This is a genomic window from Streptosporangium sp. NPDC049644 (assembly GCF_040675205.1).
Classification (GTDB): domain Bacteria; phylum Actinomycetota; class Actinomycetes; order Streptosporangiales; family Streptosporangiaceae; genus Streptosporangium; species Streptosporangium fukuiense.
Genome location: NZ_JBFAOJ010000009.1, coordinates 67,441 through 92,887 on the forward strand (window position 1 = coordinate 67,441; position 25,447 = coordinate 92,887).

At 71.5% G+C, this 25,447-nt stretch carries 23 protein-coding genes; 9 read left to right on the top strand and 14 right to left on the bottom strand.

From position 1 onward, the window contains the following. Positions 1-7: 7 nt before the first annotated feature. From AB0J58_RS07560 to ychF, 7 genes are all read right to left on the bottom strand, one after another. Entirely contained in the window at positions 8-673 is a 666-nt protein-coding gene (locus AB0J58_RS07560; protein WP_343976157.1) for a hypothetical protein, read from the bottom strand. A gap of 2 nt (positions 674-675) precedes the next feature. Next, a complete protein-coding gene (locus AB0J58_RS07565; protein ID WP_364211611.1) occupies positions 676-2,988 on the bottom strand; it encodes a type IV secretion system protein in 2,313 nt (770 codons plus the stop codon). Beyond that, positions 2,985-5,477, bottom strand: a complete 2,493-nt coding sequence (locus tag AB0J58_RS07570) for an ATP-binding protein (RefSeq protein ID WP_343963864.1) — start codon at positions 5,475-5,477, stop codon at positions 2,985-2,987. The genes AB0J58_RS07565 and AB0J58_RS07570 overlap by 4 nt, the downstream gene beginning before the upstream one ends. A gap of 118 nt (positions 5,478-5,595) precedes the next feature. After that, on the bottom strand, positions 5,596-7,986 hold the full coding sequence (locus tag AB0J58_RS07575) for a TcpE family conjugal transfer membrane protein (protein ID WP_364211614.1): 2,391 nt from the start codon (positions 7,984-7,986) through the stop codon (positions 5,596-5,598). Positions 7,987-8,033: 47 nt separating this feature from the next. After that, positions 8,034-8,309, bottom strand: a complete 276-nt coding sequence (locus AB0J58_RS07580) for a hypothetical protein (protein WP_037970213.1) — start codon at positions 8,307-8,309, stop codon at positions 8,034-8,036. A gap of 151 nt (positions 8,310-8,460) precedes the next feature. Next, positions 8,461-9,492, bottom strand: a complete 1,032-nt coding sequence (locus AB0J58_RS07585) for a conjugal transfer protein (protein WP_364211617.1) — start codon at positions 9,490-9,492, stop codon at positions 8,461-8,463. 585 nt (positions 9,493-10,077) lie between these two features. Next, on the bottom strand, positions 10,078-11,166 hold the full coding sequence (gene ychF, locus AB0J58_RS07590; RefSeq protein WP_364211620.1) for a redox-regulated ATPase YchF: 1,089 nt from the start codon (positions 11,164-11,166) through the stop codon (positions 10,078-10,080). 243 nt (positions 11,167-11,409) lie between these two features. Here ychF and AB0J58_RS07595 point away from each other — a divergent pair, with 243 nt between their 5' ends. After that, positions 11,410-12,714 (top strand): DNA recombination protein RmuC, encoded by a 1,305-nt coding sequence (locus AB0J58_RS07595; protein WP_343977889.1) that lies wholly within the window; start codon positions 11,410-11,412, stop codon positions 12,712-12,714. Between the two features lie 128 nt (positions 12,715-12,842). Then, positions 12,843-13,367 (top strand): DUF6542 domain-containing protein, encoded by a 525-nt coding sequence (locus tag AB0J58_RS07600; protein WP_343977617.1) that lies wholly within the window; start codon positions 12,843-12,845, stop codon positions 13,365-13,367. A gap of 119 nt (positions 13,368-13,486) precedes the next feature. Here AB0J58_RS07600 and AB0J58_RS07605 read toward each other — a convergent pair whose 3' ends face one another. Then, a complete protein-coding gene (locus tag AB0J58_RS07605; RefSeq protein ID WP_343977619.1) occupies positions 13,487-14,455 on the bottom strand; it encodes a 4-hydroxy-3-methylbut-2-enyl diphosphate reductase in 969 nt (322 codons plus the stop codon). 112 nt (positions 14,456-14,567) lie between these two features. Between AB0J58_RS07605 and AB0J58_RS07610 the strand changes: the two genes are divergently transcribed. Together AB0J58_RS07610 and xseA are read left to right on the top strand one after the other, a co-directional pair. Continuing rightward, positions 14,568-15,710, top strand: coding sequence for a hypothetical protein (locus AB0J58_RS07610; protein ID WP_364211623.1), 1,143 nt, complete (start codon positions 14,568-14,570; stop codon positions 15,708-15,710). A 27-nt stretch (positions 15,711-15,737) separates the two neighbouring features. Continuing rightward, positions 15,738-16,946, top strand: a complete 1,209-nt coding sequence (xseA, locus tag AB0J58_RS07615) for an exodeoxyribonuclease VII large subunit (RefSeq protein ID WP_343977625.1) — start codon at positions 15,738-15,740, stop codon at positions 16,944-16,946. Here xseA and AB0J58_RS07620 read toward each other — a convergent pair. Beyond that, positions 16,924-17,394, bottom strand: a complete 471-nt coding sequence (locus AB0J58_RS07620) for a GNAT family N-acetyltransferase (protein ID WP_343977628.1) — start codon at positions 17,392-17,394, stop codon at positions 16,924-16,926. The genes xseA and AB0J58_RS07620 overlap by 23 nt on opposite strands. A gap of 136 nt (positions 17,395-17,530) precedes the next feature. Here AB0J58_RS07620 and AB0J58_RS07625 point away from each other — a divergent pair, with 136 nt between their 5' ends. Next, on the top strand, positions 17,531-17,761 hold the full coding sequence (locus AB0J58_RS07625) for an exodeoxyribonuclease VII small subunit (protein ID WP_364211627.1): 231 nt from the start codon (positions 17,531-17,533) through the stop codon (positions 17,759-17,761). 13 nt (positions 17,762-17,774) lie between these two features. On the opposite strand, the gene AB0J58_RS07630 is transcribed toward AB0J58_RS07625, so the two are convergent. Together AB0J58_RS07630 and AB0J58_RS07635 are read right to left on the bottom strand one after the other, a co-directional pair. After that, complete coding sequence (locus AB0J58_RS07630) at positions 17,775-18,308, bottom strand: DUF4245 domain-containing protein (RefSeq protein WP_364211629.1); 534 nt, start codon at positions 18,306-18,308, stop codon at positions 17,775-17,777. Between the two features lie 38 nt (positions 18,309-18,346). After that, a complete protein-coding gene (locus tag AB0J58_RS07635) occupies positions 18,347-18,952 on the bottom strand; it encodes a TetR/AcrR family transcriptional regulator (protein ID WP_343977637.1) in 606 nt (201 codons plus the stop codon). Between the two features lie 82 nt (positions 18,953-19,034). Between AB0J58_RS07635 and glpX the strand changes: the two genes are divergently transcribed. After that, complete coding sequence (gene glpX / locus AB0J58_RS07640; protein WP_343977640.1) at positions 19,035-20,069, top strand: class II fructose-bisphosphatase; 1,035 nt, start codon at positions 19,035-19,037, stop codon at positions 20,067-20,069. A gap of 83 nt (positions 20,070-20,152) precedes the next feature. On the opposite strand, the gene AB0J58_RS07645 is transcribed toward glpX, so the two are convergent. Continuing rightward, positions 20,153-20,758, bottom strand: coding sequence for a DUF1707 domain-containing protein (locus tag AB0J58_RS07645; RefSeq protein ID WP_364211632.1), 606 nt, complete (start codon positions 20,756-20,758; stop codon positions 20,153-20,155). A 219-nt stretch (positions 20,759-20,977) separates the two neighbouring features. Here AB0J58_RS07645 and AB0J58_RS07650 point away from each other — a divergent pair, with 219 nt between their 5' ends. Together AB0J58_RS07650 and AB0J58_RS07655 are read left to right on the top strand one after the other, a co-directional pair. Then, entirely contained in the window at positions 20,978-21,157 is a 180-nt protein-coding gene (locus AB0J58_RS07650; RefSeq protein WP_364211635.1) for a hypothetical protein, read from the top strand. 179 nt (positions 21,158-21,336) lie between these two features. Continuing rightward, positions 21,337-22,473, top strand: a complete 1,137-nt coding sequence (locus AB0J58_RS07655) for an MFS transporter (RefSeq protein WP_364211638.1) — start codon at positions 21,337-21,339, stop codon at positions 22,471-22,473. On the opposite strand, the gene AB0J58_RS07660 is transcribed toward AB0J58_RS07655, so the two are convergent. Further along, positions 22,426-23,979 carry a PLP-dependent aminotransferase family protein gene (locus tag AB0J58_RS07660; protein WP_364211641.1) on the bottom strand — a complete coding sequence of 518 codons (1,554 nt, stop codon included), beginning with the start codon at positions 23,977-23,979 and terminating at the stop codon, positions 22,426-22,428. The two genes, AB0J58_RS07655 and AB0J58_RS07660, sit on opposite strands and share 48 nt — an antisense overlap. A 67-nt stretch (positions 23,980-24,046) precedes the next feature. On the opposite strand from AB0J58_RS07660, the gene AB0J58_RS07665 reads away from it, so the two are divergent. Next, positions 24,047-24,976, top strand: coding sequence for a DMT family transporter (locus AB0J58_RS07665; RefSeq protein ID WP_364211644.1), 930 nt, complete (start codon positions 24,047-24,049; stop codon positions 24,974-24,976). Here the strand turns inward: AB0J58_RS07665 and AB0J58_RS07670 are convergent. Beyond that, complete coding sequence (locus AB0J58_RS07670; protein ID WP_364211647.1) at positions 24,903-25,250, bottom strand: hypothetical protein; 348 nt, start codon at positions 25,248-25,250, stop codon at positions 24,903-24,905. The genes AB0J58_RS07665 and AB0J58_RS07670 overlap by 74 nt on opposite strands. Positions 25,251-25,447: the final 197 nt, after the last annotated feature.

The following is a 25,447-nucleotide window of genomic DNA, read 5'->3' on the forward strand; positions in this document are numbered from 1 at the left end:
CCGCCGTTCATCCGGCCACGCCGGTCTCGGAAGGCTGTTCGTCTCCCTCCTGGCCGGAATCCGCCGGCTGGAGGTCGTGGACCCGCCACTCGGCACCGACCTGGATAAGCGTGACGGCGTACTCCGCGGTCCTCTCGTTCACCCCGCTCTTGGCCGTGACGTTCTGGGTGCCGACGACCACGAACACCACCGAGGCGCTGTTGATCTGCCGGATCTCCTTCACCCGCGCCGCGCCGACCGAGACGACCTCATCGGCCCTGTTCGCCTCGACTGTGCCCGGCGAGGTGACCGTGCGCAGCAGCACCCCGGAGAACTCGGCCGTGGTGTAGCCCTTCAGGCGGTCGCCGTAGACCGCCGGGTCCTCGTCGTAGCTGAACGTGCCGTACTCGGCGGTGAAGCGCTGCGCGTAGTCGGCGGCGGCCGCCAGCTCCTGCTTGGTCATCGGCAGGTAGGAGTAGACGTCGAAGGGCGCGTTGCTGGCCGTCGCCTCCGGGCGCGTCGGCTCCGCGACCGGCTCCCGTCCCGATGCCACGGTACGGGTGGCCCCCGCGGGCTCTGTCAGGTTCTCCACCCCGTCGCCCTCCGGCCACATGGTCAGGTAGACGCCGACCGCTGCGAGCACCGCGACCAGCACCGCGAAGACGACTCCCCGCCGGCTGCCTCCCTCGGTCAACGTCAGTCCCTGTCCGGGTTGGACGGGCGAAGCCAGAACGGCGGCGGCTCACCGGCGTCACCACCGCGCTCCGCTCGCCTGGTGATCCAGAGCGGTGGCGCCTCGGACGACCTGCCTCCGGCGTCCCGGTTCCGCGAACCGCCGGAGGAACTCCGCGAGCCGCCGAAGATGCTCTCGCCCGACCTCGAACCGCCCGAGCCCTTCGAGCCCGAAGAGCCGCGGGAGGAGTTGCCGTTACGCGACCCCGAGCCGGAGCCGCCTCGCGAGGAGCCGCCGAAGATGCTGCCGCCCGACCGGCCGCCACCCGAGGACGGCGCGGCGGGCCTGACCGCCGAGGGGCCGGACGATCTGCCCGCCGAGGACGCCCCGTTGCCCGAGGAGCCGCCCTGCGGCGCCCAGCCTCCCGACGAGCCGCCGAACCAGCCGCCGGAACCACGTCCCGAGGACCCTCCGGACCTGGTGGGGGGCGCGCCGCCACCGGTACCGGCACCGGACAGGTTGAGCGGTGGCGCCGCGCCCGGGCGGGCCGCGGTGACCGGGCGTCCGGTGCCCTTGCGCCGCCCCGCCGCCTGGGAGTCGGTGTCGAGCGGCGCCGGTTGCGCGCCGACCGGGACCCGGGTGCCCGACGGGGTGGCCGGCGTGGCGCCGTCCTCGCCGCGTCCCCTGCCCTGGGCGACCGTGGCGGCGGCCGCCGCGCCGACGGAGGCTCCGCCGGCCATCGCGGCCGCCTGGAGCATCGGCTCCGCCTTGCGCATGCCCCAGCGGCCCACCCTGGCCGCCGCGACCGGCGGCAGCGCGGACGCGGCCCGCTGCAGGGTCGGCGCGGTGGCCGCGTCGCCGAGCATCCGGGTGGTGAGCGTGTGCCCGTCCATCGAGGCGAACAGGTGCTGGAAGGGCCGCCGGTAGAAGAACACGGCGATCGTCAGGATCGCCATGAACATGACCTGCATGCCCCACGGCATCGCGGTGGAGATGATCAGCGCGTAGCCGTACACGAGCACGCCCAGGACGAGGGCCAGCACCGCCTGTCTGAGCAATGTGCCGATCAGCATCTCCACCCAGCGCATGGCGATGATCCGCCCGGACCCCGGATGGACGCCGATCAGCAGGAAGACCGGCGCGAGGATCAGCAGCAGCAGGAACCCGACCTTGAGCACCAGCAGCGAGACCGCCACCAGGAAGATCAGTAGCCCCGCGACCACCGCGGCCATGAAGGCGCCGATCGCGACCCCCAGCCGGTTCGTCCAGTCCTTGCCCTGGAAAAGGGGGAAGATCGGCGTGTTCTGCAGCTTGTCGGCGACCTCTGTCTCGTATCGTGCCTGGTGAAAGCCCACTTCGGGCGCCTGCTGCGCCTTCAGCTCGGCCGCGTCGATCGTCTGGATCTCCAGCAGTTTGGCGCCGAACACCTTGATGACGGGGGCGTCGGCGTCGGCCGTGCCGAACTGGCCCATCAGCCACGGCTTGCAGACCAGGGTGGACCAGAGCGCGTCGGAGTTCTGCTCGACTCCCGGCACGCCGCTCTGGCCGTATCCACCGCCCTGGACCTGCGGGTTGGCGTCGCCCTTGGCCGGCAGGCAGGAGGTGCCGCCCGCACCGGGCAGCCCGGAGAAGGCGGAGTTGACCACCTCTCCGGTCTTGTCGGTGACGACCTTGCCCAGCCCCGTGAGGTCTCCGGGGCGGCTGAAGAACCAGACGGCCACGGTGACCGCGAGGACCATCCAGATGACGCCCTCGGCGGTGGTGGTGGCGCGCTTGCGGATCAGCCCGTACCAGGCCAGCCAGACCGCGCCGAGGATCACCAGCGGCCGCAGGTACGGCCAGTACATGGCGTCGGCCAGGCGGACCACGATGTCGTCGACGACGTTCTTGATCGACTCCAGCGGCCCCTCGGTGGCGGCCGCCTGGTAGGTGGTGATGGTCAGCCGGTCCAGCGCCTTGGCCCACAGGAAGACCGTGTTGGCCATCGCGTTGCCCATCACCGCCGCGATGTCGTCACAGCCGAGCTGGTGGGTGTGCCAGAACTGGCCGCTCATGCCGTAGGTCGCGTAGTTGCCCTGAACCGCGGGAACCTCCGCCTGGGCGCCCGGCTGCGCGGGGTCCGGGACCGGCGGCTTGATCAGGCCGTCCACACCTCCCGCGACGATGTCAGGGGACAGGTCGGGTGACATGTCGCAGGGCGCGGCGGCGACGGCCGTGGACGCCTCGTCGGGGAACACCATTGGCAGCGCGAGGAACGCGGCCAGTGCCACCAGCCCGATGGCGATCCGCCTGCCCAGCCTTCCCCTGCGGGAATCCCTCTTGCGAGAGCCCTTCATGACCGCACCTCCAGCGCCGCAGCCCCCGGCCCATCGACTCTGTCGCCCCCAGGGAGATCATGCACTTTCTCGTCGGGTTTGTCGTGGGTAGGGTTCGTATCCAGCCAGCGCAGCAGCTCGTCCGAGATCAGGTCCACCCCGATACGGCCTGCTCGGCCGTCCAGATCCCGGAAGACGCACTCACCGTTACCGAGCGAGCGCAGCACCGCCTTGTGCTCCTCGGACGCCTCGACACCGAGCAGCGCCATCACGTGCTCCACCTCGACCCGCTCGGTGGAACGGAACGCGAACACCGAGGAGAGGCAGTTCGTCACCTGCTCGCTCAGCAGGTCACCGGCGTTCTGCGAGACCAGGACCAGCGCCGTGTTGCGGGAGCGGCCCATCCTGCTGACCTCGGGCACCAGCTTGGCGCCCTCGGGAGTGGAGGTGATCGCCCATGCCTCGTCCAGGAAGATCGCCTTGGGGGTCCGCCGGTCCAGGCCGTTCATCAGACCCCGCGCGAACTGCGCGACGAGGTAGAGCAGCGCCACCGACAGCCGCTGCTCGTAGGAGTAGTCGTCGCGGCCGGTGGAGGCGTCGGGCAGCGTCAGACCGCCCAGGGTGAAGACGGTGGTCCAGCCCTCGGTGTCGATCTGGTCGCCGCCAGAGGGGTCGAAGCAGAGCCTGGCCAGATGCATGTCGGACATGGAGCGGAGCACCGCGCCCAGGTTCTTGGAGGCGGCGTCGTCCGTCTGCTCCAGGAAGTCGACCACCTTGCCCAGCGACGGGTCCTCGGCGTTGGAGACCGCGGCGACCGCCTGGATCATCGCCGACTCGCGCTCCTCTGACATGCGCGGCAGCAGCAGGCGCAGGGTCTCGGTGGCCATCGTCTTCTTGGCCGCGAGGTCGTCGCCGAAGGAGAACGGGTCGAGCAGGCCCGGTGCCGCGGAGCCGAGCGGGATGATCCGTGCCTTCCTGCCCCGCTTCCGCAGTAGCTGGACCAGCGAGTCGGCGTCGCCCTTGGGGTCGATGACCGCGACCGTCACCCCGCGCAGCGCCATCTGGTAGATCATCAACAGCGCCAGCGTGGTCTTGCCGCCGCCGGGTTCGCCGGTGATGGCGATGGCCGTAGGCCGGTTGCGCGTCGCCGCCACCAGCGGGTCGAAGTGCACGATGCTGCGCGCCCGGCCCAGGGTCTCCCCTACGTACGGGCCCATCCAGCCCGAACCGCCCTCGTCCGTCCGGTCACCCAGGTCGACGGTGGCGGTGGCCATGCCGCCCGCGATGGTGCGCAGCGGCTGCCGCTGCGCGTAGGCGTTGACCCTGACCCGCTCGCCCGGCAGCGTCTCGCAGAACAGCGAGAACTGGTCGCCGGTGGAGTTGACGATGTCGATGCCCATGTCGCGGTAGTGCTCCACGACCGCCTCGACCCGCTGCACGCAGATCTCCTCGGTCGGGGCCGACACGATCAGCCGGTGCCAGCCGTACACGAACGGCAGGCGCTCCTTGGTGATTCCGTGCTCCAGCATCCGGGCCGCGTCGATCTGCTCGGCCAGGGCCAGCGGCGCCTCCGCCCCGGCCTCGCGGATGTGGATGTCCATGTCACGGGCGTGGGCGAGCTGGCGCGCCACGTCCTTGCTCGCCTTGACCGGCGGGATCAGCCGCATCCTCGAACTGATCTCCACCGGGAAGGGCAGCTGGTCGGCGAAGTGCATCCAGGGTTCGCCGTCGGGGAAGGGCATCAGGTCGGGGAAACGGGCGAAGGACATGTGCGCCACGTAGGAGTCGCCGTGCGGCTGCTCGATCCGGAGCAGCGCCCTGCCGTTGTGGATCTGCCCCTCGACCAGGGACTCGATCTCCCCCTGTCCCCACCGCCGCTTGGGGCTGGCCGAGGCAGGAGGGTCGCCGAGGGAGCCGGTCGTGGCGTGCTGGAACAGCCAGGCGAGCTCGACGGAGCTGGCGTGCCTGGCGTACAGGGCGCTGGCCGACAGTGCCCTGCCCAGCCGCTCCGCCTGCTCGGACCACTTGGCGATCTCCGCCTTGGGGACGTGGTCGTCCTCGATGCCCAGGGCCTTCTCGCTGCGCTGGTAGAAGCCGAAGAGCTGGGAGAGGACCCCGGTGCCCAGTTGCCTGCCGCGCGTGCCGAGCCGCACGCCGAGATAGACCTCCTTGGTCCAGAAGTCCTTGGCCCAGACGTGCCGGTACATGTCCTCCAGGTAGTCGCGCCAGCCGGGGCCCTCGTCGGAGGTGGCGTTCAGCGCCATCGCCCATTCGGCGGCCGGGTAGGTGCGGTGCGCCACCCGCAGGTGCACCTCGGCGTCCGGCATCCGGATGGCGGCCAGCGCGATCGTGATGTTGGTGGCCAGCGCCTCCCGCTCCTCGGGAGTGATGAACTCGTAGCTCACGGTGGGAAGCCTGAAATAGGCCCAGACCGACGAGTCGGTCAGCAGGATCCGGTCGTCGAAGTACCGGACGGCGAGGCGGCTGCGCGCTCGGGACGCACGGCTCACAGGCCCTCCCCCACCGGTCGTACGGCCCTGCCCGCACGCCTGCCCGCGCGGCCTCCGGCCCACCCGCTCACCCGCACCTCGTCACGCCCGTTCACCACGTCTTCTCGCGCCCGGGGGATCACTGAGCTAGTTCCTCCTCGCTGGGTCGACCCGCCTGCACCGTTCCGAAGCCCGCCACCACGACACCCGCCAGGGCGAGGTACGCCCGGCGGCCCGGCGCCCTCAGGTGGGACGGTTCCACCCGATCGGCCCTGCCGGGAGCCAGCGCGTCCTCCCAGGGGACCCTGACGATCGCCCGGCACCTGCCCCGCGCGACCGCCTCCGCCTGCTCCACGTCCTCCATGCTGCGGCGGCTCACCCCGTTGACGACCATGACCGCCCGGCGACGGAGGTCCGCGCAGCCGTGCCCGTCGAGCCACTCGTAGGTCATGGCCACCGCGTCGGGCCCGTCCTCACTGGCCGGGACGACGAGGACGAGCTGATCCGCGTAGGGGAGCACCCGCGCGGCCAGGGCCGCCGCCGGGTCCATGACGATCATCTTGTAGTACCGGTCGAGCGTGTCCATGGTCTGGCCGAGCCGCCGGTCGGAGAAGAGCGTGCGGTCGGACAGGCGCTGCTCGGCACCGGCGTCGGTGTCCCCGGCGAGAACCTCCAGCCCCGAGGCACAACGGCTGGTGTAGGCCCGCATGCCCAGGTATCCCTGGACGTTGTCGAGGCCGGCGAGCAGGGAGCTCAGGGTCTCGGGCGACTCGCCCTGGATCCGGCTGGACAGGGCGTGGGAGCCGGTGCTGGCGTCGACCGCGAGAATCCGGTCCTCCCGGTAGCGGGCGAGGGTGTGGCCAAGCATGAGCGCGGTCGTGGTCTGCCCGGCGCCGCCGGTGCAGCCCAGCACCACCACCCGGCGGCTGCCGCTGAACACCGCCCTGGCCCGTGCCTCGTCGATCTCCGAGCCGTCCGTACGGCCGCCGCCCCCGGGCCCGATCACCACCTGGGCCAGCCGCCGCCAGCCGCCCGAGGAGTCCCTGCCGACCACCGACTCCACCCGGCGGACCCTGGCCCCCGCCTCGCCGGCCGAGGAGGTGGGCACCTGCACCACGGGGGCCACCGGATCTGCCTTCGCCGTTCCCGAGGGGACCGCGCGGATCGACATGCCGGCACCGGTCTGGACGCCGGTGTCCCCCGGGATGCCGGGACCCGCCTGCGTCCCGGTGGGCCGCTCGGGCGGCCATGCCTTCGAGGCGTCGGCCGCCCGGCCGATCGGGGTGGGCCGCCCCCTGCGGTGCTGGCGCCGGGCGCTCCTGTCGTCCGGCGAGAGTTCGGCCGCCTCAGCGTCACGGCGTCCGGCCGGCGCCGGTCCGACGAACCTGGGCACGAAGGACGGAACGGCCGGGGCGGAGGGCTTCTCCACGGGGTCGGGCACGACGGCCGGCCTCTCGGCGGGCGCCGTACGGCCCTTGGCGGGTGTCTCCACCCGGGCCGGCTCCGGAGCCGAGGGGGAGGGCGGCGGCACGGCCGGGGCCTCGGGACGGTCCCGGACGGGAGAGCGCGAGGCGGGCACGGAGATCTCCGGAGACGCCTCGGGCTCGGACGGGGCGGGTTGCGCGGGCGGGGCGGCGGCGCGCTGAGCCTCGGCGGAGGCGGCGAGCCTGCGCAACCGCCGCAGCGCCTCGGTGCTGATCGGAGCCTCCGGCGTGTCCGGCGTGCCGGGCGTCGCCGGGGTGCCCTCGGCGTGCTCCCGTGCGGGAGCACGGTCCCGCTGGGCCGCGGGCCGGTCGGCGGGAGCGTCGGCGATCGGCCGCGAGGGCGGCCCCAGGACCGGCGTGTCCGGCGGGGAGGTGACGGTCTCGGCCGGAGCCGGCTCCGGGGACGCGACGGGCAGCGAGGCGCGGGGCACCGCGGACAGGACGGGGACGACCGGGGCCGGCTCGGCCGCCGCGGTCTGGGCGAGGGCCGGGGCGGTGCCCTGACGGAGTGCGCGAGCCTCGCCCCAGGCGACGCGCTCGCGGGCGACCGGGGCGGTGGCGGCGGCCGCCGCCGCGGCGGCCACGGCAGGACGCACCTCGCGCGAGCGTGCGGCGGCGCGCTTGGACTGGGCGTGGCGGGCCTTGCGCGACGCCTTGACCCGGACCGAGGCGGGCCGCGGCGCGGCCCGCCAGATCCGGCCGTTCAGCGCGATCTCGGCGGGCTCGGAGATGGGAGCCATCCGGCACCAGGTGCGCGGCTCGCCCACGTAGCGCATCTGCGACTGGAGCAGCTCGGTGAGCCGCTTGCTCTCGATCACCGGCCGGGTGGAGAGCCAGGTGACCACACCGGGCGGCACCAGGTAGAGCACGTGCCAGGGGGCCGCGAAGGGCAGGCCGAGCAGGTAGAGCAGGAGCGACCACGGAGCCAGCACTCCCACGAACCCACCGATCCAGACGATCGGGAGCGGCGTCGGCAGCCGTAGGTCGTACAGCTTGTAGAGCCGCTTCTCGATCCTCCAGATATTGGTGTACGTGGGCAGGTCCACGTGATCCTCCTCTCCGCCTCTCCTTGTTTGACCGTTTGGAGGCGGTCTCAACCCCCCGAGATGCCCAGTGCGCCCGCGATCGCCTTGGCAGTCACCTCGATGATGTTCGGCACGTAGAAGATCACTCCGATGGCGATCGCCAGGATGATGAACTGAACGAACCTGGTGATCTCACGGGTGAAGAGGAAGAAGAGGGCCACCACCGAGACGATGACGAGGAAGAGCGGTGCGAAGAAACTGCGGAGGAAGTCAGCGAGGCCTTCTGTGTTGACGCCTGCCGGAGGGGCTGTGGGCTGAGCGAACTCCATGGCGCTCAGCAGCATGGTCTTGAGAATCACTTCTTGTCCTCCGTACTCACGATCGCGGCCCCCGGGCGGCGACGGGCCCGCGACGCACTCGCGCGCGAACCCGAACCGGCGGCTCGTCGATCAGGGGGGGTCTGCTCACCGTGGACCGGCACCATTCGATCATGCGCTACCTCGCCACAGATCGATACGCACCACGAATGTCCTTGACGAACCACTTGTCGCCTTGCTTGACCACGGTGAGCAGATAGGCCTGCTCGAGCTTGCCTTCCATCTGGCCGGGATCCGCGGGTTCCGGGTCGGTGGACTGCCTCGCCTTTGACGGCACACCCCACAGGACCGTCGCGGTCACCTCGCGGGTGGCTCCCCCTCCGAGGGGCACGGCGAGCTCTTTGAGCTGCAGGAAGGTGAACGCGCCGCCGAATCCCTCCAGGGTGATCCCGGCGTCGGCGTAACGCTGCAGCGAGGCGGTGTCGCTCGCCGCGTAGGCCTTGAAGAAGTCCTCCATCGGGGTGCGCAGCTCCTGCTCCGCGGCGCGGTCACGCTCGGGTGCGGCCTTGGGCGGCAGGGCGGCCGCCTTCGGCGCCGGCAGGATGCCCGGACGCCCCGCGACGACGAACCTCTTCGCGGATCGGTCGTGGTAGACGGGCACCGACAGCAGCTGGCGGCGGTTGTCCGACTGGTAGAGGACGGTGACGACCGCGTTGTCCGCGTCGACGACCTCGATCCCGTACGGTTGCACCGCGCCGGCGCTCATCCGGCCGAAACCGTCCCAGCCGAACTGCGGCTCCGTGCCTTCGGGCAGGTAGGGGGCGAGCCGCGACCTTCTCTCCTCAAGGCGGGCCCCGTCGAAGTTCAGGTAGACCTCGGCGAACTGGGTCGCGAAGGCGGACCCCTGGGCGGTGGGGAACCCGCTGTCGGAGGCGGGCGCCGCACCTGAGGGGGCGTTCTGCTGGGTGAAGCGCTCGAAGGGCGCGCGGACCCCGTTCACCACGATGACGACTATCAGCGCCCAGAGCACGGCGCGGCCGGTCCACACCAGCCAGCGACCGCCTCCACCGGACCAGCGGCCCCGCGACGCGCCCCGCCCACGCGCCGGAGCGCGGCCGAGATCGGGGTCGTCGGGAAAGTCCGGGTATGCCGACAGCTCAGGGTCGCCAGCGATCCGGGGATCACGCTGGACCGTCGACCTTCGAGCCATCACGCCTCCGCTCGCGTCAATCCTCGGCCGCACGGTGTCGTATCGCCGCCAATCCCGTTGGCCATGGTGACGCACTTACTCTAGCCGCCCCGCCGATTCTTCCAGGAAAGCCACGCCTATGCTGCAGGCATCGCGATGACTGAGCAAACCCGGTCTGGAACCCCGGCGAGACCGGCGATGCCGCCGATGCCCGATGAAAAGTGCATTACCCCTGGCCAGCGCGTGGGTCGATTACTCAAACGCCACGCATTGCTAACTGGACGGTTCCCGGACTGTCGCGACCTGCACATTTAACCCGAAATACGTCACCCAGTGTCACAACCCCACGGAATGGCCTCGTTCCCCGGTCCAAACAACGACCGGGCCGCGAGGGCGCCCACCGGCGCGTCGGCTTTCCGCTCGGTGCGACCTCCGGTGCCGCCGGGCCGAGGAGGCCGTCGCCCCGGCCCGGCATTGTGACGATCATCGGCGGACGACCGCGCGGACGTGACGCGGCCGCTTTCGGCCGAGCCGGCCGGGCGAACCTCGTACGACAGGAGAAGGCCCCCGCTCGATCGGGCGAGCGGGGGCCTTCCGGGCGATCGGTCAGACGTTGAAGCGGAACTCCACCACGTCGCCGTCGCGCATGACGTAGTCCTTGCCCTCGATGCGGGCCTTGCCGGCCTGGCGGGCGGCGGCGATGGAGCCGGTCTCCACCAGCTCGGCGAAGGAGACGATCTCGGCCTTGATGAAGCCGCGCTGGAAGTCGGTGTGGATGACCCCGGCCGCCTCGGGGGCGGTGGCGCCCTTGGGGATCGTCCAGGCCCTGGTCTCCTTGGGGCCCGCGGTCAGGTAGGTCTGCAGGCCCAGGGTCTCGAAGCCCACCCTGGCCAGCTGGGCCAGGCCCGACTCCTCCTGGCCGACGGACTGCAGGAGCTCCAGCGCCTCGGCGTCGTCGAGCTCGACGAGCTCGGACTCGATCTTCGCGTCGAGGAAGACGGCCTCGGCCGGTGCGACGAGCGCCGAGAGCCGGGCCCGGAGCTCGGAGTCCGTCAGCTCGTCCGCGTCGAGGTTGAAGACGTACAGGAAGGGCTTGGCGGTCAGCAGGTGCAGCTCGCGCAGTTCCTTCGGATCGATCCCCGCACCCTTGGCGCCGGCGTACAGGGTGGTGCCACCGTCGAGGAGCTTGAAGGCCGCCTCCGCCGCGTCAAGCGCAGACTTGCGATCCTTGTTGGTCCGAGACTCCTTCTGGAGGCGGGGAATCGCCTTCTCCAGGGTCTGCAGGTCGGCGAGGATCAGCTCGGTGTTGATCGTCTCGATGTCGCGCCCGGGGGCGACGTCGCCGTCCACATGGGTCACGTCGGGGTCGCCGAAGACCCGGATGACCTGGCAGATCGCATCGGTGTCGCGGATGTTGGCGAGGAACTGGTTACCCCGCCCCTGTCCCTCCGAGGCACCGCGGACCAGCCCGGCGATGTCCACGAACTCCACCTTCGCCGGCAGGATCCTCGCGGACCCGAAGATCTCGGCCAGCTTCTCAAGACGCGGGTCGGGAACGCCGACGATGCCCACGTTGGGCTCGATGGTGGCGAACGGGTAGTTCGCCGCCAGGGCGTTGGCGGTCTTCGTCAGCGCGTTGAAAAGCGTTGACTTGCCGACGTTGGGCAATCCGACGATGCCGATGCTCAAGCTCACGTGAGCCGAGTTTACGCGGAATGACCCACTGCTAACCGCCACCGGCAGGTCACAGGGTGGTGGACATCCTCTTCGGGCGCCCGCCGGCGGTCTGGCACCGATCGAGGCCGTCCGGGCGACTCTCCCCGGTTCGGCCAGGTTCGGAGACGATGCCGCGGCTCCCGGTCCGGCCCCGGGCGCCTTCGGAAGGCGTGTCGGCGCGCCAGAAGTGATCGGGCCTGGAATCATGCCGGGGTGGACGTCATGGCGCTCTCCTTCCAGCTCGCGGTGGGCCTCGCCGCGGGGCTCGCGATCGGCTTCCTGCTGGGCCGGGCGCGCGCCTCCTCGGGAGCCGCCGACGTCATCGCGCGCCTGGCCGACGCCGAGGCCCGCGCGAAGATCGCCGAGGAGAAGGTCGTCTACATCGAGGAGCAGCTCTCCGAACGCTTCCAGGCCCTGTCGAGCCGGGCGCTCGATGTCAACAACCTGCGGTTCCTGGAGCTGGCCGAGACGAGGCTGGCCGCCAACCGGGTCGAGGCGGCCGGTGAGCTGGAGCAGCGCAAGCAGGCGGTCGAGCACCTGATCGAGCCGTTGAAGGACACCCTGGCCCGCGTCGAGACGCAGCTGCGCGACACGCAGACCGGCCAGCGGGCCGCCCACGCGGAGTTGGCCAAGCACATCGACGTCGTCCGCGAGAGCAACGAGCAGCTCCGCGCCCAGACGAGCTCCCTGGTACGGGCCCTGCAACGCCCCGAGGCCCGGGGCCGGTGGGGAGAGCTCCAGCTCCGCAGGGTCGCCGAGATCGCCGGGATGCAGCGGTTCTGCGACTTCGACGAGCAGGTGAGCGTCACCACGCCGGACGGCGTGCTACGGCCCGACATGGTGGTACGGCTGGCCGGCGGCAAGAACATCGTGGTGGACTCCAAGGTCTCCCTCGCCGCCTACCTGGAGGCCGCCGAGTCCGCCGACCCCGGCCACCAGTCGGCCCGGCTCGACTCCCACGCCCGTCACGTGCGCGAGCACGTGGACCGGCTGGCCGCCAAGACCTACTGGCAGGCGTTCAACCCGGCGCCGGAGTTCATGGTGCTGTTCATCCCCGGCGAGGCGTTCCTCGCCCCGGCGCTGGAGCGCGACCCCGCCCTGTTGGAGTACGCCATGCGGCGGCGGGTCCACATCGCCACCCCCACTACGCTGATCACCATGCTCCGCACCGCGCAGTACGCCTGGCAGCAGGCCGCGCTCAGCGAGAACGCGCGGGCGATCTTCGAGGTCGGCAAGGAGCTGTACGAGCGGCTGAGCAGCATGGGACGTAACGTCGACGCTCTGGGCCGCTCGCTGAACCGGGCCGTGGAGTCGTACAACAGGACCGTCGGCTCGCTGGAGACCCGGGTGCTGGTGAGCGCGCGCAAACTAAACGATCTGGGACTGGTCGAGACCGATCTGGACAGGCCGCAGGCGGTCGAGGACCTGCCGCGCGCGCTGACCTCGCCGGAACTGCTCGCGGAAGAGGAGCCAAGCTCGCCTCTCGTATCCCGCCTGAACGGTAGGTTGGCCAACGACCTGCCCTGAAACTGTTCTCCCAAGGCGCCGACGGCCGGACACTGGAGGCGACGGGGTTGACGACGTGGGGTCCGAGGTCATGGGGAGCGAGTGGTGGACGAGCGAGGCGGCCCACAGCCGGCCGGCGGGGTGATCGTATGAGTGAACTTGGCCGGACCACCGGCGGCGTCCGGCTGACCGTCCGGGGCGCGCTGGCCCTCGTGCTGGCGTCCACGCTGGTGGGCAGCGTGCTGCAGGCGCTGTTCGGGGTGGCGGCGCTGACCGGGGCGGCGTTCGTGGCCGGCTGCGTGGCCGCGGCGGCGCTGGTGAACCGCAGGGACCTGCTGACGCTGGTGGTCTCTCCGCCCCTGGTCTTCTTCGTGACCACCGTGCTCATCGAGGCGGTCCGTTCCCTGTTCGCGTCCACGCCCGTCCAGGCCTTCGGCCTGGGCATGTACACCGCGCTCTCGCAGGGGGCCCCGTGGCTGTTCGGCGGCTCGCTCCTGGTGCTGGTCATCGCCTGGCGCCGCGGTCTGACCCACTGCGTCCGTGAGCTGCGCGACGAGCTCAGAGCCGGCAAGGCCTCCGTTCCCGCGCCGAGGAGCGGCGAGGGCGCCTTCGCCCCCGAGCCCGAGGGGTACTTCGAGCCCAAGGTGTACGGCACACCGCGCGAAGGCTCCTGACTGCCGGGCACGAGATCTCACCGCCGGGCACGAGATCTCCCGGCCGGCCGTGGCCTGCCGCGACGGGCCGGGCGCGGCACCGTGCCCGTAGCGGCGGAACCCCTCGAACAGCGGTGCGGTCAGGCCGTGACGCGCAGGTCCTTGCGCAGCTCGTGCGGGAGCGCGAAGCGCACGCTCTCCTGGACGGACTCGACCTCTTCGACGTCCTCGAAGCCATGCCTGGCGAGGCGGGCCAGGACTTCGGTGACGAGTTCCTCCGGCACCGAGGCGCCGCTCGTCACGCCGACCGTGGTGACACCGTCGAGCCAGGCGTCCTCGATGAACGCGGCGTCGTCGACGAGGTAGGAGGCGTCGGCCCCGTGGTCGAGGGCGACCTCGACCAGCCGCTTGGAGTTGGAGGAGTTCTCCGAGCCGACCACGATGACCAGCTCCGCCTGTGCGGCGATCTCCTTGACGGCGACCTGACGGTTCTGGGTGGCGTAGCAGATGTCGTCGCTCGGCGGGTCGATCAGGTTCGGGAAGCGCTCCTTGAGACGGGAGACCGTCTCGACCGTCTCGTCCACGGAGAGCGTGGTCTGCGACAGCCAGACCAGCCGCTCGGGGTCCTTGACCCGCACGGCGCCGACCGACTCCAGACCGTCGACGAGCTGGATGTGGTCGGGTGCCTCGCCCGCGGTGCCCTCGACCTCCTCGTGGCCCTCGTGGCCGATGAGGAGGATGTCGTAGTCCTGGGAGGCGAAGCGCCTGGCCTCGTTGTGCACCTTGGTCACCAGCGGACAGGTGGCGTCGATCGTCTTGAGGCTGCGCCGGGCGGCCTCCTGGTGGACCGCCGGAGAGACGCCGTGGGCGGAGAAGACCACGATGGCCCCCTCGGGCACCTGCTCGGTCTCCTCGACGAAGATCGCCCCACGTGCCTCCAGCGTCTTGACCACGTGGGTGTTGTGGACGATCTGCTTGCGGACGTAGATCGGGGCACCGTACTGCTCCAGCGCCTTCTCCACGGCCTGGACAGCGCGATCGACCCCCGCGCAGTAACCGCGGGGCTTCGCCACCAGTACACGTCGGGTCGCGGAGGTCTTGGAAGTCATGCTCTTATGCTACGTGGAGACGCCCGCGAGACAGCCCATACGTCCCACAAGCTCATGCGGCACAGTCTTGCCACACTAGCCTTTCTCGATACAGACCTCCCAGGGAGACGATATGTCAGTCCCCGACATGATCCGCAATGTCACGCAGAAGGCAAAAGATCTGCCGCTGCACATGCTGCAGACCGCACTGAGCGGGGTGGGCCAGGCCCTGCTCCTCGGCGACCGCGTACGGTCCAAGATCAAGGGTACCTCCGGCCAGGGAGAAGAGCCCGACGAGTCCCGCGAGACGCTCGGCGGCCAGTCGGCGGAGACCGGTGAGAAGGCCGCGGAGCAGGTGGAGAAGCCCGCCCGCCGCGCACCGGTCATCTTCGCGCCGCGCCCGGAGAAGGCCGCGGACACGGCGACCGCCGCCGAGAGCAACGGCGCCAGGACCACCCGCGAGCCGGTCATCTTCAGCCCCGCCAAGCCCAAGGCCGCGGAGCCCTCCACCACCGAGGCGGCCACCGAGGCCGCCGAGACCAAGCCCGCCGAGGCCCCCAGCGCGGAGCCCTCCACCACCGAGGCACAGGCCGCCAAGGCCCCGGTCCCCACGGAGACCCCGGCCGCCGAGCCGGAAGTCGCGGAGGCCCCCGCCGCGGAGGCCCCGGCCGCCGCCGAGCCGGAGGCCGCGGAGGCCCCCAGCACCGAGCCGGAAGTCGCGGAGACCCCCGCCGCCGAGGCGAAGGCCGCCGAAACCGCCGCCGCCGAGCCGGAGGCCGCGGAGACCCCGGCCGCCGAGGCACCCGCCACGAAGAAGCCCAGGGCCACCCGGGCCAAGCCCAAGGCCACCGAGCCCGTGGAGGCTGTGGAGGCTGTGGAGGCTGTGGAGCCCGAGGCCGCCCCGAAGGCCAAGGCGACCAGGGCACGCAAGACCGCCAGGACCGCCGCCCCGGCGACCCCGGTGGCGGAGAGCGATGCCCCCGTCGAGACGCCCGCGGCGGTGAAGGTCGAGGTCGAGCGGGTCGAGACCGCGAAGCCCGAGAGCACCGACGCCGCGGCGGTCGAGGTGACGGAGACCAGGGTCGCGGCACCCGAGACGGCCGAGCCGCTGCCCGGTTACGCGGGGCTGACCGTCGCGTCGCTGCGGGCGCGGATGCGGGGCAGGACGTCCGAGCAGATCCGGGAGCTGCTCGCCTACGAGCGCGCCACCGCAGACCGCGAGGCCGTCGTGCGGATGTACGAGAACCGCCTGGCCAAGCTGGAGGCCGCGGAATAGTCGCCTCCGGCGCGTAGGCTCCCGGCCATGAGTTCGAACACCACCCCTGAGCAGCCACTCCCGGTTCGCACGGTGTTGCAGATGGTCGGCGGCTGGATCGGCAAGCTCGGCACCGTCTGGGTCGAAGGGCAGATCACCGAGCTGACCGCCCGAGGCGGCACGGTGTTCCTGACGTTGCGTGACCCGGTGGCCAACGTGTCCGCCCGGGTCACCTGCCCGCGTGGTGTTTACGAGGCGACCGTCCCCCGGCCGGTCGACGGCGCGAGGATCGTGGCCCACCTGAAGCCCGATTTCTGGGTCAACAAGGGCTCGTTCGCGTTCACCGCGCTGGAGATGCGGCCGGTCGGGGTGGGCGAGCTGCTGGCGCGGCTGGAGCGGTTGCGCCGGCTGCTCGCCGCCGAGGGGCTCTTCGGCGTCGACAGGAAACGCCGGCTGCCGTTCCTGCCGGGCACGGTCGGTCTGATCTGCGGCCGGGACTCGGCCGCCGAACGCGACGTGCTGGAGAACTCACGGCGCCGCTGGCCGGCGGTGCGGTTCAAGGTCGAGCCGGCGGCCGTGCAGGGGCCGTACGCGGTCGGCGAGGTCATCGAGGCGCTGCGCAAGTTCGACGCCGACAGCGAGGTCGACGTCATCGTGGTCGCGCGGGGCGGCGGATCGATGGAGGACCTGCTGCCCTTCTCCGACGAGGCGCTCGTCCGGGCGGTCGCGGCCTGCCGCACGCCCGTGGTCAGCGCGATCGGCCACGAGCAGGACAACCCGCTGCTCGACCTGGTCGCCGACGTGCGCGCGTCCACGCCCACGGACGCGGCGAAGAAGGTGGTGCCGGACGTCGGCGAGCAGATGACGCTGATCCGCCAGCTCAGGGACCGGGGCCGCAGGGTGGTGGGCGGCTGGCTGGATCGCGAGACGGCCTGGCTGGCCGCGGCCCGCTCCCGTCCCTCCCTCGCGGACCCGGTCCGTGAGATCGAGCGCAGGGCCGAGCAGGCCGAACAGCTCAGGGACCGGGCGCGACGTTCCCTCACCGGTTCCCTGGACCGCGCCGCCGATTCGCTGGAGCACCTGCGCGCCCGGCTGGTCTCACTCTCTCCCGCCGCCACGCTGGAGCGCGGCTACGCGATCGTGCAGCGCCCCTCGGGCGATGTCGTACGGCTCGCGAGCGAGGTCTCCCCCGGCGACGAGCTGACCGTGCGCTTCCCCGACGACCGGGTGCGGGTCAGGAGTGATCCCGCCAGGTGAGCGAGGGGTAGCCGTCGTCGACGAACCCCAGCTGCCGGTAGAGCGACTCGGCGTCCGAGGTGGCGTGCAGGTCGACCCTGCGGACCCCGCTGTCGCGGTACCACTTCAGGAGGGCTCCCATGATGGCCCGACCGTGGCCCCTGCGCCGGTGGCGCGGGTCGGTGGTCATGCCCTGGACGTAGCCGTAGCGGCCGTCGGGGAGGCTGGGGCCGGGAAACCGCTCGAAGATGAGGCCGATCCCGCAGGCCGCCAGTCCCCTCTCCGGGGAGTCCACCACGTAGACGGCGGTGTCGAGGCTGCCCAGCCGCTCTTCGAGGCTCTCGGCGTAGGTCTGCTGCCACTCCGCCTCGATGGGGAGGTTGCCGTCCCTTGCCATCCGGTCGGCCAGGATCTCACGAAGGCGCACCAGCTCGGGGATGTCCCCGGCGGTCGCGTCACGAACGTTCACCTGGGCATTCTCCCAGCCGTACTCCCCCGCGGAGCGACCGGGGAGGCACCTTGTCGATCACGCCGTCGCGGGGGCGCCTCGGCTCCCGGTACGGCACGGCGTCATCGGGTGGGCGTCACGATCTAAGGTGGGGTGCGTGGCCGATGAGAAGAGACCGTCGTACGAGCAGGCGCGCGAGGAGCTGACCGAGGTGGTCCGCAGTCTTGAGGCGGGCGGACTCACCCTGGAACAGTCGATCGAACTCTGGGAGCGCGGCGAGAGGCTGGCCGCGGTCTGCGAGGAGTGGCTCCAGGGTGCCCGGGTGAAGCTCGCGGCCGCCATGGCCCAGCGGCGGCACTCCGACCCGGCCGGAGAGACCCCCTTCTAAGCCCTGTCCCGCGCTAGGAGTCGTTCCTCGGCTGCTGCTTGAGGGAGCCCGCCAGGGTGGACAGCTCGTCCCAGGGGGCGGTGCCGGTGACGACGATCGTGACGTCGGGCAGGAACCGTACGAGGGCGCGCTGGTTCTTGTCCTCGCGGACGCGCTGCTCCCAGGTCACGCCGCCGATCTGGACGGTCCCGGTGACCGTGGAGGTGTTGGAGAGCCTGTTGGCGAACTCGGCCGCGGGCTTCTCGTCGCTCTGGGCGAGCATCGCGTGGAAGCGCTTGGCGGTGGCGAAACCGAGCTTCCAGGTGGTGGCGCCGTTCTCACGGGTGCTCCGGGAACTGTTCGGGACCCACCCGGCGGCGACGGGCTCGGGGGCCCACATCTGGAAGGGCGCCGTACGGCGCAGGTCGGCCAGCGCGATCGAGTAGTCGACCCTGGGAATGTGCTCGGTCCTGCTCTGCGGTGTGACCAGCAGGAACAGGCCGACGGCGGCCAGGCAGATCGCCATCGCGACCACGTAGCCGTAAAAGCCCTGAGTGAACCTTCGCACGACTGTCGACACTATCCGTTCAGGGAGGTGGTCCGCCCTCAGGGGCGGCGGATCTGGGCGATGATGGCCAGCACGTCCTCGACGAGCGCCCGTGAGGCGTCCTCGTCGTCGGACAGGGCGACCTCGGAGACCGCGGCGGCGAGTGCCCCGGTGAGGACCACGACCAGCGCTCCCTCGTCACCCTCGAACAGGGCGGCGTTGCGCTTGGCCCACTGCCGGAGCCGGTCGCGCACGATGACCTCGAACCCCGGCGGCCCGTCACCGCGCAGGAACAGCGCGGAGATCTCCCGCTCGGCCAGGCAACCCTCCAGGTAGGCGCGGGCCCCGGCGATGAACAGCCGCATCGGGTCGCTCTCGCCGGCCGCCCTGGCCTGGCCGACCGCCTGCTTGGTCCGCTGGGTCTGCCGGGCCTGGAACTCGTCGAAGAGCGTGAGGTAGAGGTCGGCCTTGCCGGAGAAATGATGGTAAAGACTTCCGACGCTCGCTCCCGCGCGGGCGACCACGTCGGTGACCCCGGTCTCGGCGAATCCGCTTGTGACGAAAATCTCCCTGGCGGCGGACAGCAACGCGGCGCGCGTGGCGGCCCCCCGCTCGGAGGTCCGCGCACCCACGCCTTTCACCAGCCGTTCCGCGTCGCTGCTCATGGTGGGCACATTATCCTCCGCCGACCGGTCAGAGGGGTGCCAACTACGATCGTTGCATTAGCCACGAGAGGGGTTTCCCACCATGTCTGATCAGACGTCCGTTCCTGCCGCCCTTGCCACGGGCGAGCACGCCCCTGATCGAAACCTCGCCCTGGAGTTGGTCCGGGTCACGGAGGCGGCCGCGATGGCCGCGGCCCGCTGGGTCGGGCGGGGTGACAAGAACGGCGCCGACGGCGCCGCGGTCAACGCGATGCGCCAGTTGATCAACACGGTCTCGATGCGCGGCGTGGTGGTGATCGGCGAGGGCGAGAAGGACAACGCGCCGATGCTCTACAACGGCGAGCAGGTGGGTGACGGCAGCGGCGCGGCGTGCGACGTGGCCGTCGACCCGATCGACGGCACCCGGCTGACCGCGCTCGGCATGCCCAACGGGATCTCGGTGATCGCGGTCAGCGAGCGCGGCTCGATGTACGACCCGTCCGCCGTCTTCTACATGGACAAGCTGGTCACCGGTCCCGAAGCCGCCTCGTCCGTGGACATCAACGCGCCGGTGGCCGACAACATCGCCGCGGTGGCCCGCGCCAAGGGCGGCGAGCCCTCGGACGTGACCGTGGTCATCCTCGACCGGCCCCGCCACGAAAAGATCATCCGGGAGATCCGGGAGACCGGCGCCCGGATCAGGCTCATCACCGACGGCGACGTGGCCGGTGCGATCATGGCGGCCCGGGTGGGCACCGGTGTCGACCTGATGCTCGGTATCGGCGGCACGCCGGAGGGCATCATCGCCGCGTGCGCGCTCAAGTGCCTGGGCGGCGTCATCCAGGGCAGGCTCTGGCCGCAGGACGACGCCGAGCGCCGCCGGGCGCTGGACGCGGGCCTCGACCTCGACGCCACGCTGAGCACCGACGACCTGGTCAGGTCCGACGACGTGTTCTTCGCGGCCACCGGGATCACCGACGGCGAACTGATGCAGGGTGTCCGCTACCGCGCGGGGCGGGCCATCACCAACTCCCTGGTCATGCGCGGCCGTTCCGGGACGATCCGGAAGATCGAGAGCGAGCACCAGCTCTGGAAGCTGCGGGCGTACAGCGCGATCAACTTCGACAGCGCCAGCTGAGGACCGGCACTGGAACCGGTGTCGTCCGGCATCCCGGAACACGGCATCCCGGAACGGCATCGGAACCGGAGCCGGAGGTGACCTCAGCGGCGGAACCAGGGTCGGCGAGGACGTTTGGGGGACTTGGCCACGATGTTCCCGAGCGTGACGACGCCGGTGATCTCGATGACCGGGCCGTCGGGCGCGCCCGGGGGGACCTGGTTCTTCTTGCCCCCCATGAAGGACGAGGCGGGCATCTCGATCCGCACGCCCTCGGGGACGATCAGGGTGAGGGTGCCGCCCATCACGGTGACCTGCAGGGTCACCCGGCTGGACTGGAGCAGCGCCTCGCACAGGTCGAGCTTGACGTTCGCGCAGATCGCGGTGGCGGAGAAGTGGGTCGGCACGACCCAGCGGCCCGAACGCTCCTCGGAGCCGAAGAACGCCGTCACCGGACGGATGTCGGTGCGGAGCGGCTGCGCCTCGGGCGGCAGCAGGTCCGTGGTGAGCGCGGAGAGCTCTCCCAGGGTGCGGGCGCGGTAGACCGCCTCGGTGCGCTCCTCGTACTCGTCGTGGTTCAGGCGCCCGTCGGCGAGCGCGTCGCCCAGCACGGCGGCCACCCTCTCGCGGTCGGCGTCCGCCGCCCGTAGGTCGGCGGGGGCAGGTTCAGGGTTGCGACGGCGGTTCGCGGGCGGGCGGGGACTCTCCACCCCTCGACCCTAATCCCTGCTGGGCCGCCCCGAGCGTCCCCGCACCGCCCGGCCGTCCGCTCCTCGATCGACGTCGCTGACGGGCGCACTCGCCGGCCTCACGATCGACCCCCGTGCCATGCGGCTGGGCTCCGGCGAGCTGGCGGCGGCCCCGAGGGGAGGAGGTTCTTCAAGGGACAGGGCGGCGGCACGGGGTACGAGGCCGTCTCCAGCCAGGTCATGAGGGGGACAGACGCGCTGCTGAAAGCCCACGAGGACATCCCCGCGCTCATCCGCCTCATGGACGACACGGTCAAGGCCGCCGACTGGGCCGGCGTCGCCGCGATCCTGTCCGACCTTCCCGCTCCCGATGTGAGCCGGCCGGTATGGGGGGAGCCTGACGACGCCGGCGACCGGTGACGACGCGCGACGAACGCGACGTCCACCGCGAGTACCGGCACGACGGCGCGGGATCGCGGATCCCGAGCGCCACGGGGCATTGACCGCCGGGGGCGGCACACCTAGCCTGGCGAGAACTTGAACCCCCCTCATGTTCTCCGGAGGCCGTCGTGCCCCTCCCGCGTGACAGACAGGCGCGCGTGGCGACCTGGGCGGCCTTCTTCGTCCAGGGCCTCTGCTTCGCCACCCTGCTCACCCATGTGATCGACCTCCAGCACAGGTTCGGGCTCAGCGACGGCGACCTCACCCTGGTCCTGCTGCTCGTACCGGTGATCGCCGGTGCCGGCAGCGCGATCGCGGGCCCGCTGGCGAGCCGGTACGGCAGTGCCCCGATCCTGCGCGTCTCCCAGGTCGGCGTCTGCGTCATCGTGGCGCTGTCGGGCTGGAACGGTCAGCTCGCCGGGCTGTACGCGCTCAGCGCCGCGTTCGGCCTGTTCGTCGGCGCGGTGGACGCGGCGATGAACATGCAGGCGGTCGCGGTGGAGCGCCGGTACGGCATGAGCGTGCTGACCGGCTTCCACGCCGTGTGGAGTGTCGGCTCGATGCTGGGCGCCGGATTCAACTCCGCCTTCAGCGCGCTCGGCGTCGAGCTGGGCTGGTCCTTCTCCGTCCCGGTGCTGATCGGCGCGGTGATCTCCGTGGTCATGCTCCCCCGCCTCTACGGGCGGGACGCGGAGCGGGCCGGCGAACAGGCCGCGCAGGTGGCGGCCAGGGTGCCGTGGCGGCCGATCATCCCGCTCTGCCTGGCGATGGCGTTCCTGTACGTCGGTGACGCGGCGGTCTCCAACTACAGCACGATCTACATGGAGAAGGCGCTGGCGGCGAGCGGCTGGCTGGTTCCGTTCGCCTACCTCGCCTACCAGGCGACCATGCTTCTCGCGCGGGTCCCCGGTGACCTCGCGGTACGCAGGTACGGACCCGCGCCGGTCGTCCGCGCGGGCGCGGTGATCGCGGCCGTGGGCACGCTGGGCGTCGTCGTCGCGCCCGGCGTCGTGGTGGCCGTCGTGTCGTTCGGCCTGGTCGGCGTCGGCCTGTCCATCATCGCCCCGCAGTCGTTCTCGGCAGCCGGGCGCCTCGGTGCCGGGGCGGAGACCGCGATCGCGCGGGTCAACATGTTCAACTACGTCGGTTTCCTGGTCGGTGCCGCCGTGGTCGGCACCCTCAACGACGAGGTGAACGTCCGCGTGGCGTTCGTACCCGCCGTGGTGCTGGTGGCCCTGATCGTGTTCCTAGCCAGGGGTTTCCAGCCGGAACCGGAACTCGCCGCGCGTCCCTAGGGCTCTCGCGAGGGCGCGGACCGCCTGGCCGGCGCGGTGTCCGGGCAGGCGGGCGAAGCCCATCAACAGCGCGGGCGGACCGGGGGCGTGCCGCATCGGCTCCACCGGCTCGACCGCCAGCCCGCACTCCTCTGCCCTGGCCACCACCGATGCCTCGTCCCAGCCGTACGGCAGCTCGGCGAACAGGTTGAGCCCGGCGGAGACGCCCCGCACGGTGATCTCGGGAAGGTGCTCGCCGAGGGCCAGCACCAGGGCGTCGCGGCGGGCGCGGTACTGCCGGCGCATCCTCCTCAGGTGCCGGTCGTAGTCGCCGGTGGCCACGAAGTCGGCCAGGACGTACTGCTCCAGGACGGGCGACCCCATGTCCAGCTCGCCGCGGGCCAGCCGCAGCGACCCGGCGATCCGGGGCGGAGCGACCGCCCAGCCCAGGCGGAGGCCGGGGGCCAGCGACTTGCTGACGCTCCCGACCAGGACCACCCGGTCTGCGGCCAGCCCCTGCAGACAGCCCACCGGGTCGCGGTCGAAGCGGAACTCCGCGTCGTAGTCGTCCTCCAGGATCATCGCGCCGGTCGCGACGGCCCACTCGATCAGCTCGGCGCGGCGGCGGGGCGAGAGCACGACCCCCGTCGGGTACTGGTGCGCGGGAGTGAGCATCACCGCCCGCGCCCCGGTCTCGGCCAGTGCCCCGACATCGATGCCCTCGTCGTCCACCGGGACGGCGACCAGGTCGGCTCCCGCCGCGCGGAGCAGCGGGAGCTGGCGCACCCCGGCCGGGTCCTCGACCGCCAGCAGGATCCGGCCCGGGGAGGGCACGGGGTACTCGACCCGCTGGACGAACCAGTCGAGGTCGTGGCGCGCCCGGACCTGGGGAAGCCGCCCCGCGAGCGCCTGGACCGTGAGGCTCAGCCCCTGGGCGACCCCGCCCACGATCACCAGGTTGTCCGGGACCACGTCGGCCGCCCGGACCCTCCCGAGGTAAGCGGCCAGCTCCTCGCGGAGCGCGGGGACACCGCCGGGGTCGCCGTAGTCCAGGGCCTCGACGGGCAGCGCGGCGAGCGTACGCCGCATCGAGGCCAGCCACCGCTCCCTGGGGAACGCCCCCAGGTCGGGCGCGGTGGAGCGGCGCTCGTGATACGGCTCGCGGCCCTCCGCGGGGCTCGTCATCCCGGGACCGGCGGGCGAGGGCGCGCTGTCCTGCGGCCCGGAAAGGCCCCCTGGAAGACCACCGGGAAGGCCACCGGGAAGGACTGCCTGGCGGCTCGCGGCCGGGGCCACCGTGGTGCCCACCCCGGTCCTGGAGATCAGGAAGCCCTCGGCGACGAGCTGCTCGTACGCCTCGACCACCACCCCCCGGGAGAGCCCGAGGTCTCTGGCCAGCTCACGGCTGGCGGGCAGCCGGACCCCGGCCGCGAGGCGTCCACGCCGTACCGCCTCGCGGAGCTCGCGGGCGATCTGGGCGGCGACACCGCCCGCCGCACGGTCGACGACGAGATGCAGATCGGCCAATTGGTCCTCTGTTCCGATGCTTCATTGGACCCGACAGGGGAGCCATTGGCTTCCTAGCATTCCGCACATGAAGGTGGATGTCAGCACTGTCTCCCGGCCGGAGCTACGCGGCCTGAGCGAGGCCGCAGGAGCGATGTTCCTGGTGGGAACCCTGGCGGGGGTCTCCGGAGTGATCGGGGACTATCCGGTCTACGGCGGCCAGGCCATGCGCTACCTGCTGGCGGCCGTGGTCCTGCTCGCGGTCACCCGGATGGCGGGGCTGCGGTTCGTGCGGCTCACGCCTCGCGAGACGGCGCTACTGGCGACGCTCTCCCTGACCGGGCTGGTGATCTTCAATGTGTGCGTGATCGAGGCCACCCGGCACGGCGGCCCGGCCCTGGTCGGCACAGTCCTCGGCACCGTGCCACTGGCCCTGGCCCTGCTCGGCGGGCGCCCCTCACCCCGGCTCCTGTCGGCGGCGGCGGTCGTCGTCACCGGAGCGACGGTGGCCACCGGGCTGGGCAGCGGTGACCTGACCGGACTGCTCTGGTCACTGGGCGCGCTGGGCTGCGAGATCTGCTTCTCCGTGCTGGCCATCCCGCTGCTGCCGAAGCTGGGCGCCGTGCGCGTCTCGGCCTATTCGGCGGCGCTGGCCGTACCGCTGCTGGTCGTCGCGGGCCTGCTCGCGGACGGCACCGCGATGATCCGGGTGCCGACCGCACCCGAGATCGCGGGCCTCGGCTACCAGTCGCTGATCGTGACCGCCGTGGCGTTCTTCCTCTGGTACGACGCCCTGCCCCGGCTCGGCCCGGGGACCGCGGGACTGTTCGCCGGGCTGATCCCGGTCGGCGCCATCGTCACCGGCGCGGTCCTCGGCCTCGGTGCGCCCTCACCGCCCGACCTGCTCGGCGCGGCGCTCGTGGTCGCCGGCATCGTCCTCGGCCTCAGAGCCGGTGCACCCGCTGCCGGGGCAGGTTCGCCTCCTGCGAAGGCTCCTCGTCCTGCGGGGGCTGGCTGACCCGCTCGGCGATGCCGCCGTCCCGCTGCGGGGGCACCGCCCCCTGGTGCGGTGGCAGGACGATCTGTCCGGACTCGGCGCTGATCCGCTGCCTGGGGACGCTCCGCTGGGAGTCCGGCCAGCTCACCGGCCACTGGGGAGTCCGCCCGTCGCCCTCTTTGATACTTGTCAGCGTGATGGCTATCAGTGATACGGCGAGTCCTGCCACCACGAAGACGGCCACGAGGATCAGCAGGACGATGTCACCGGTCATAAGGGTGTTTCCAATGTCCATGATGCCTCCCAACCTCCACCGGACGCTCGGCCCGGCCCTCTTCCAGCTTCTCTCGTTTCTTCGGACACGTGTGGACAAAAGACGCATATGCCATTAATGCTTGTCCCAAATATGTAGTTTTCATACGATCTGTCCACTGGCGCTCGCGCGGGGAAAGGGAGAGTCGGCTCCCACCCGACCGCGAAGGTCGGGCCCGA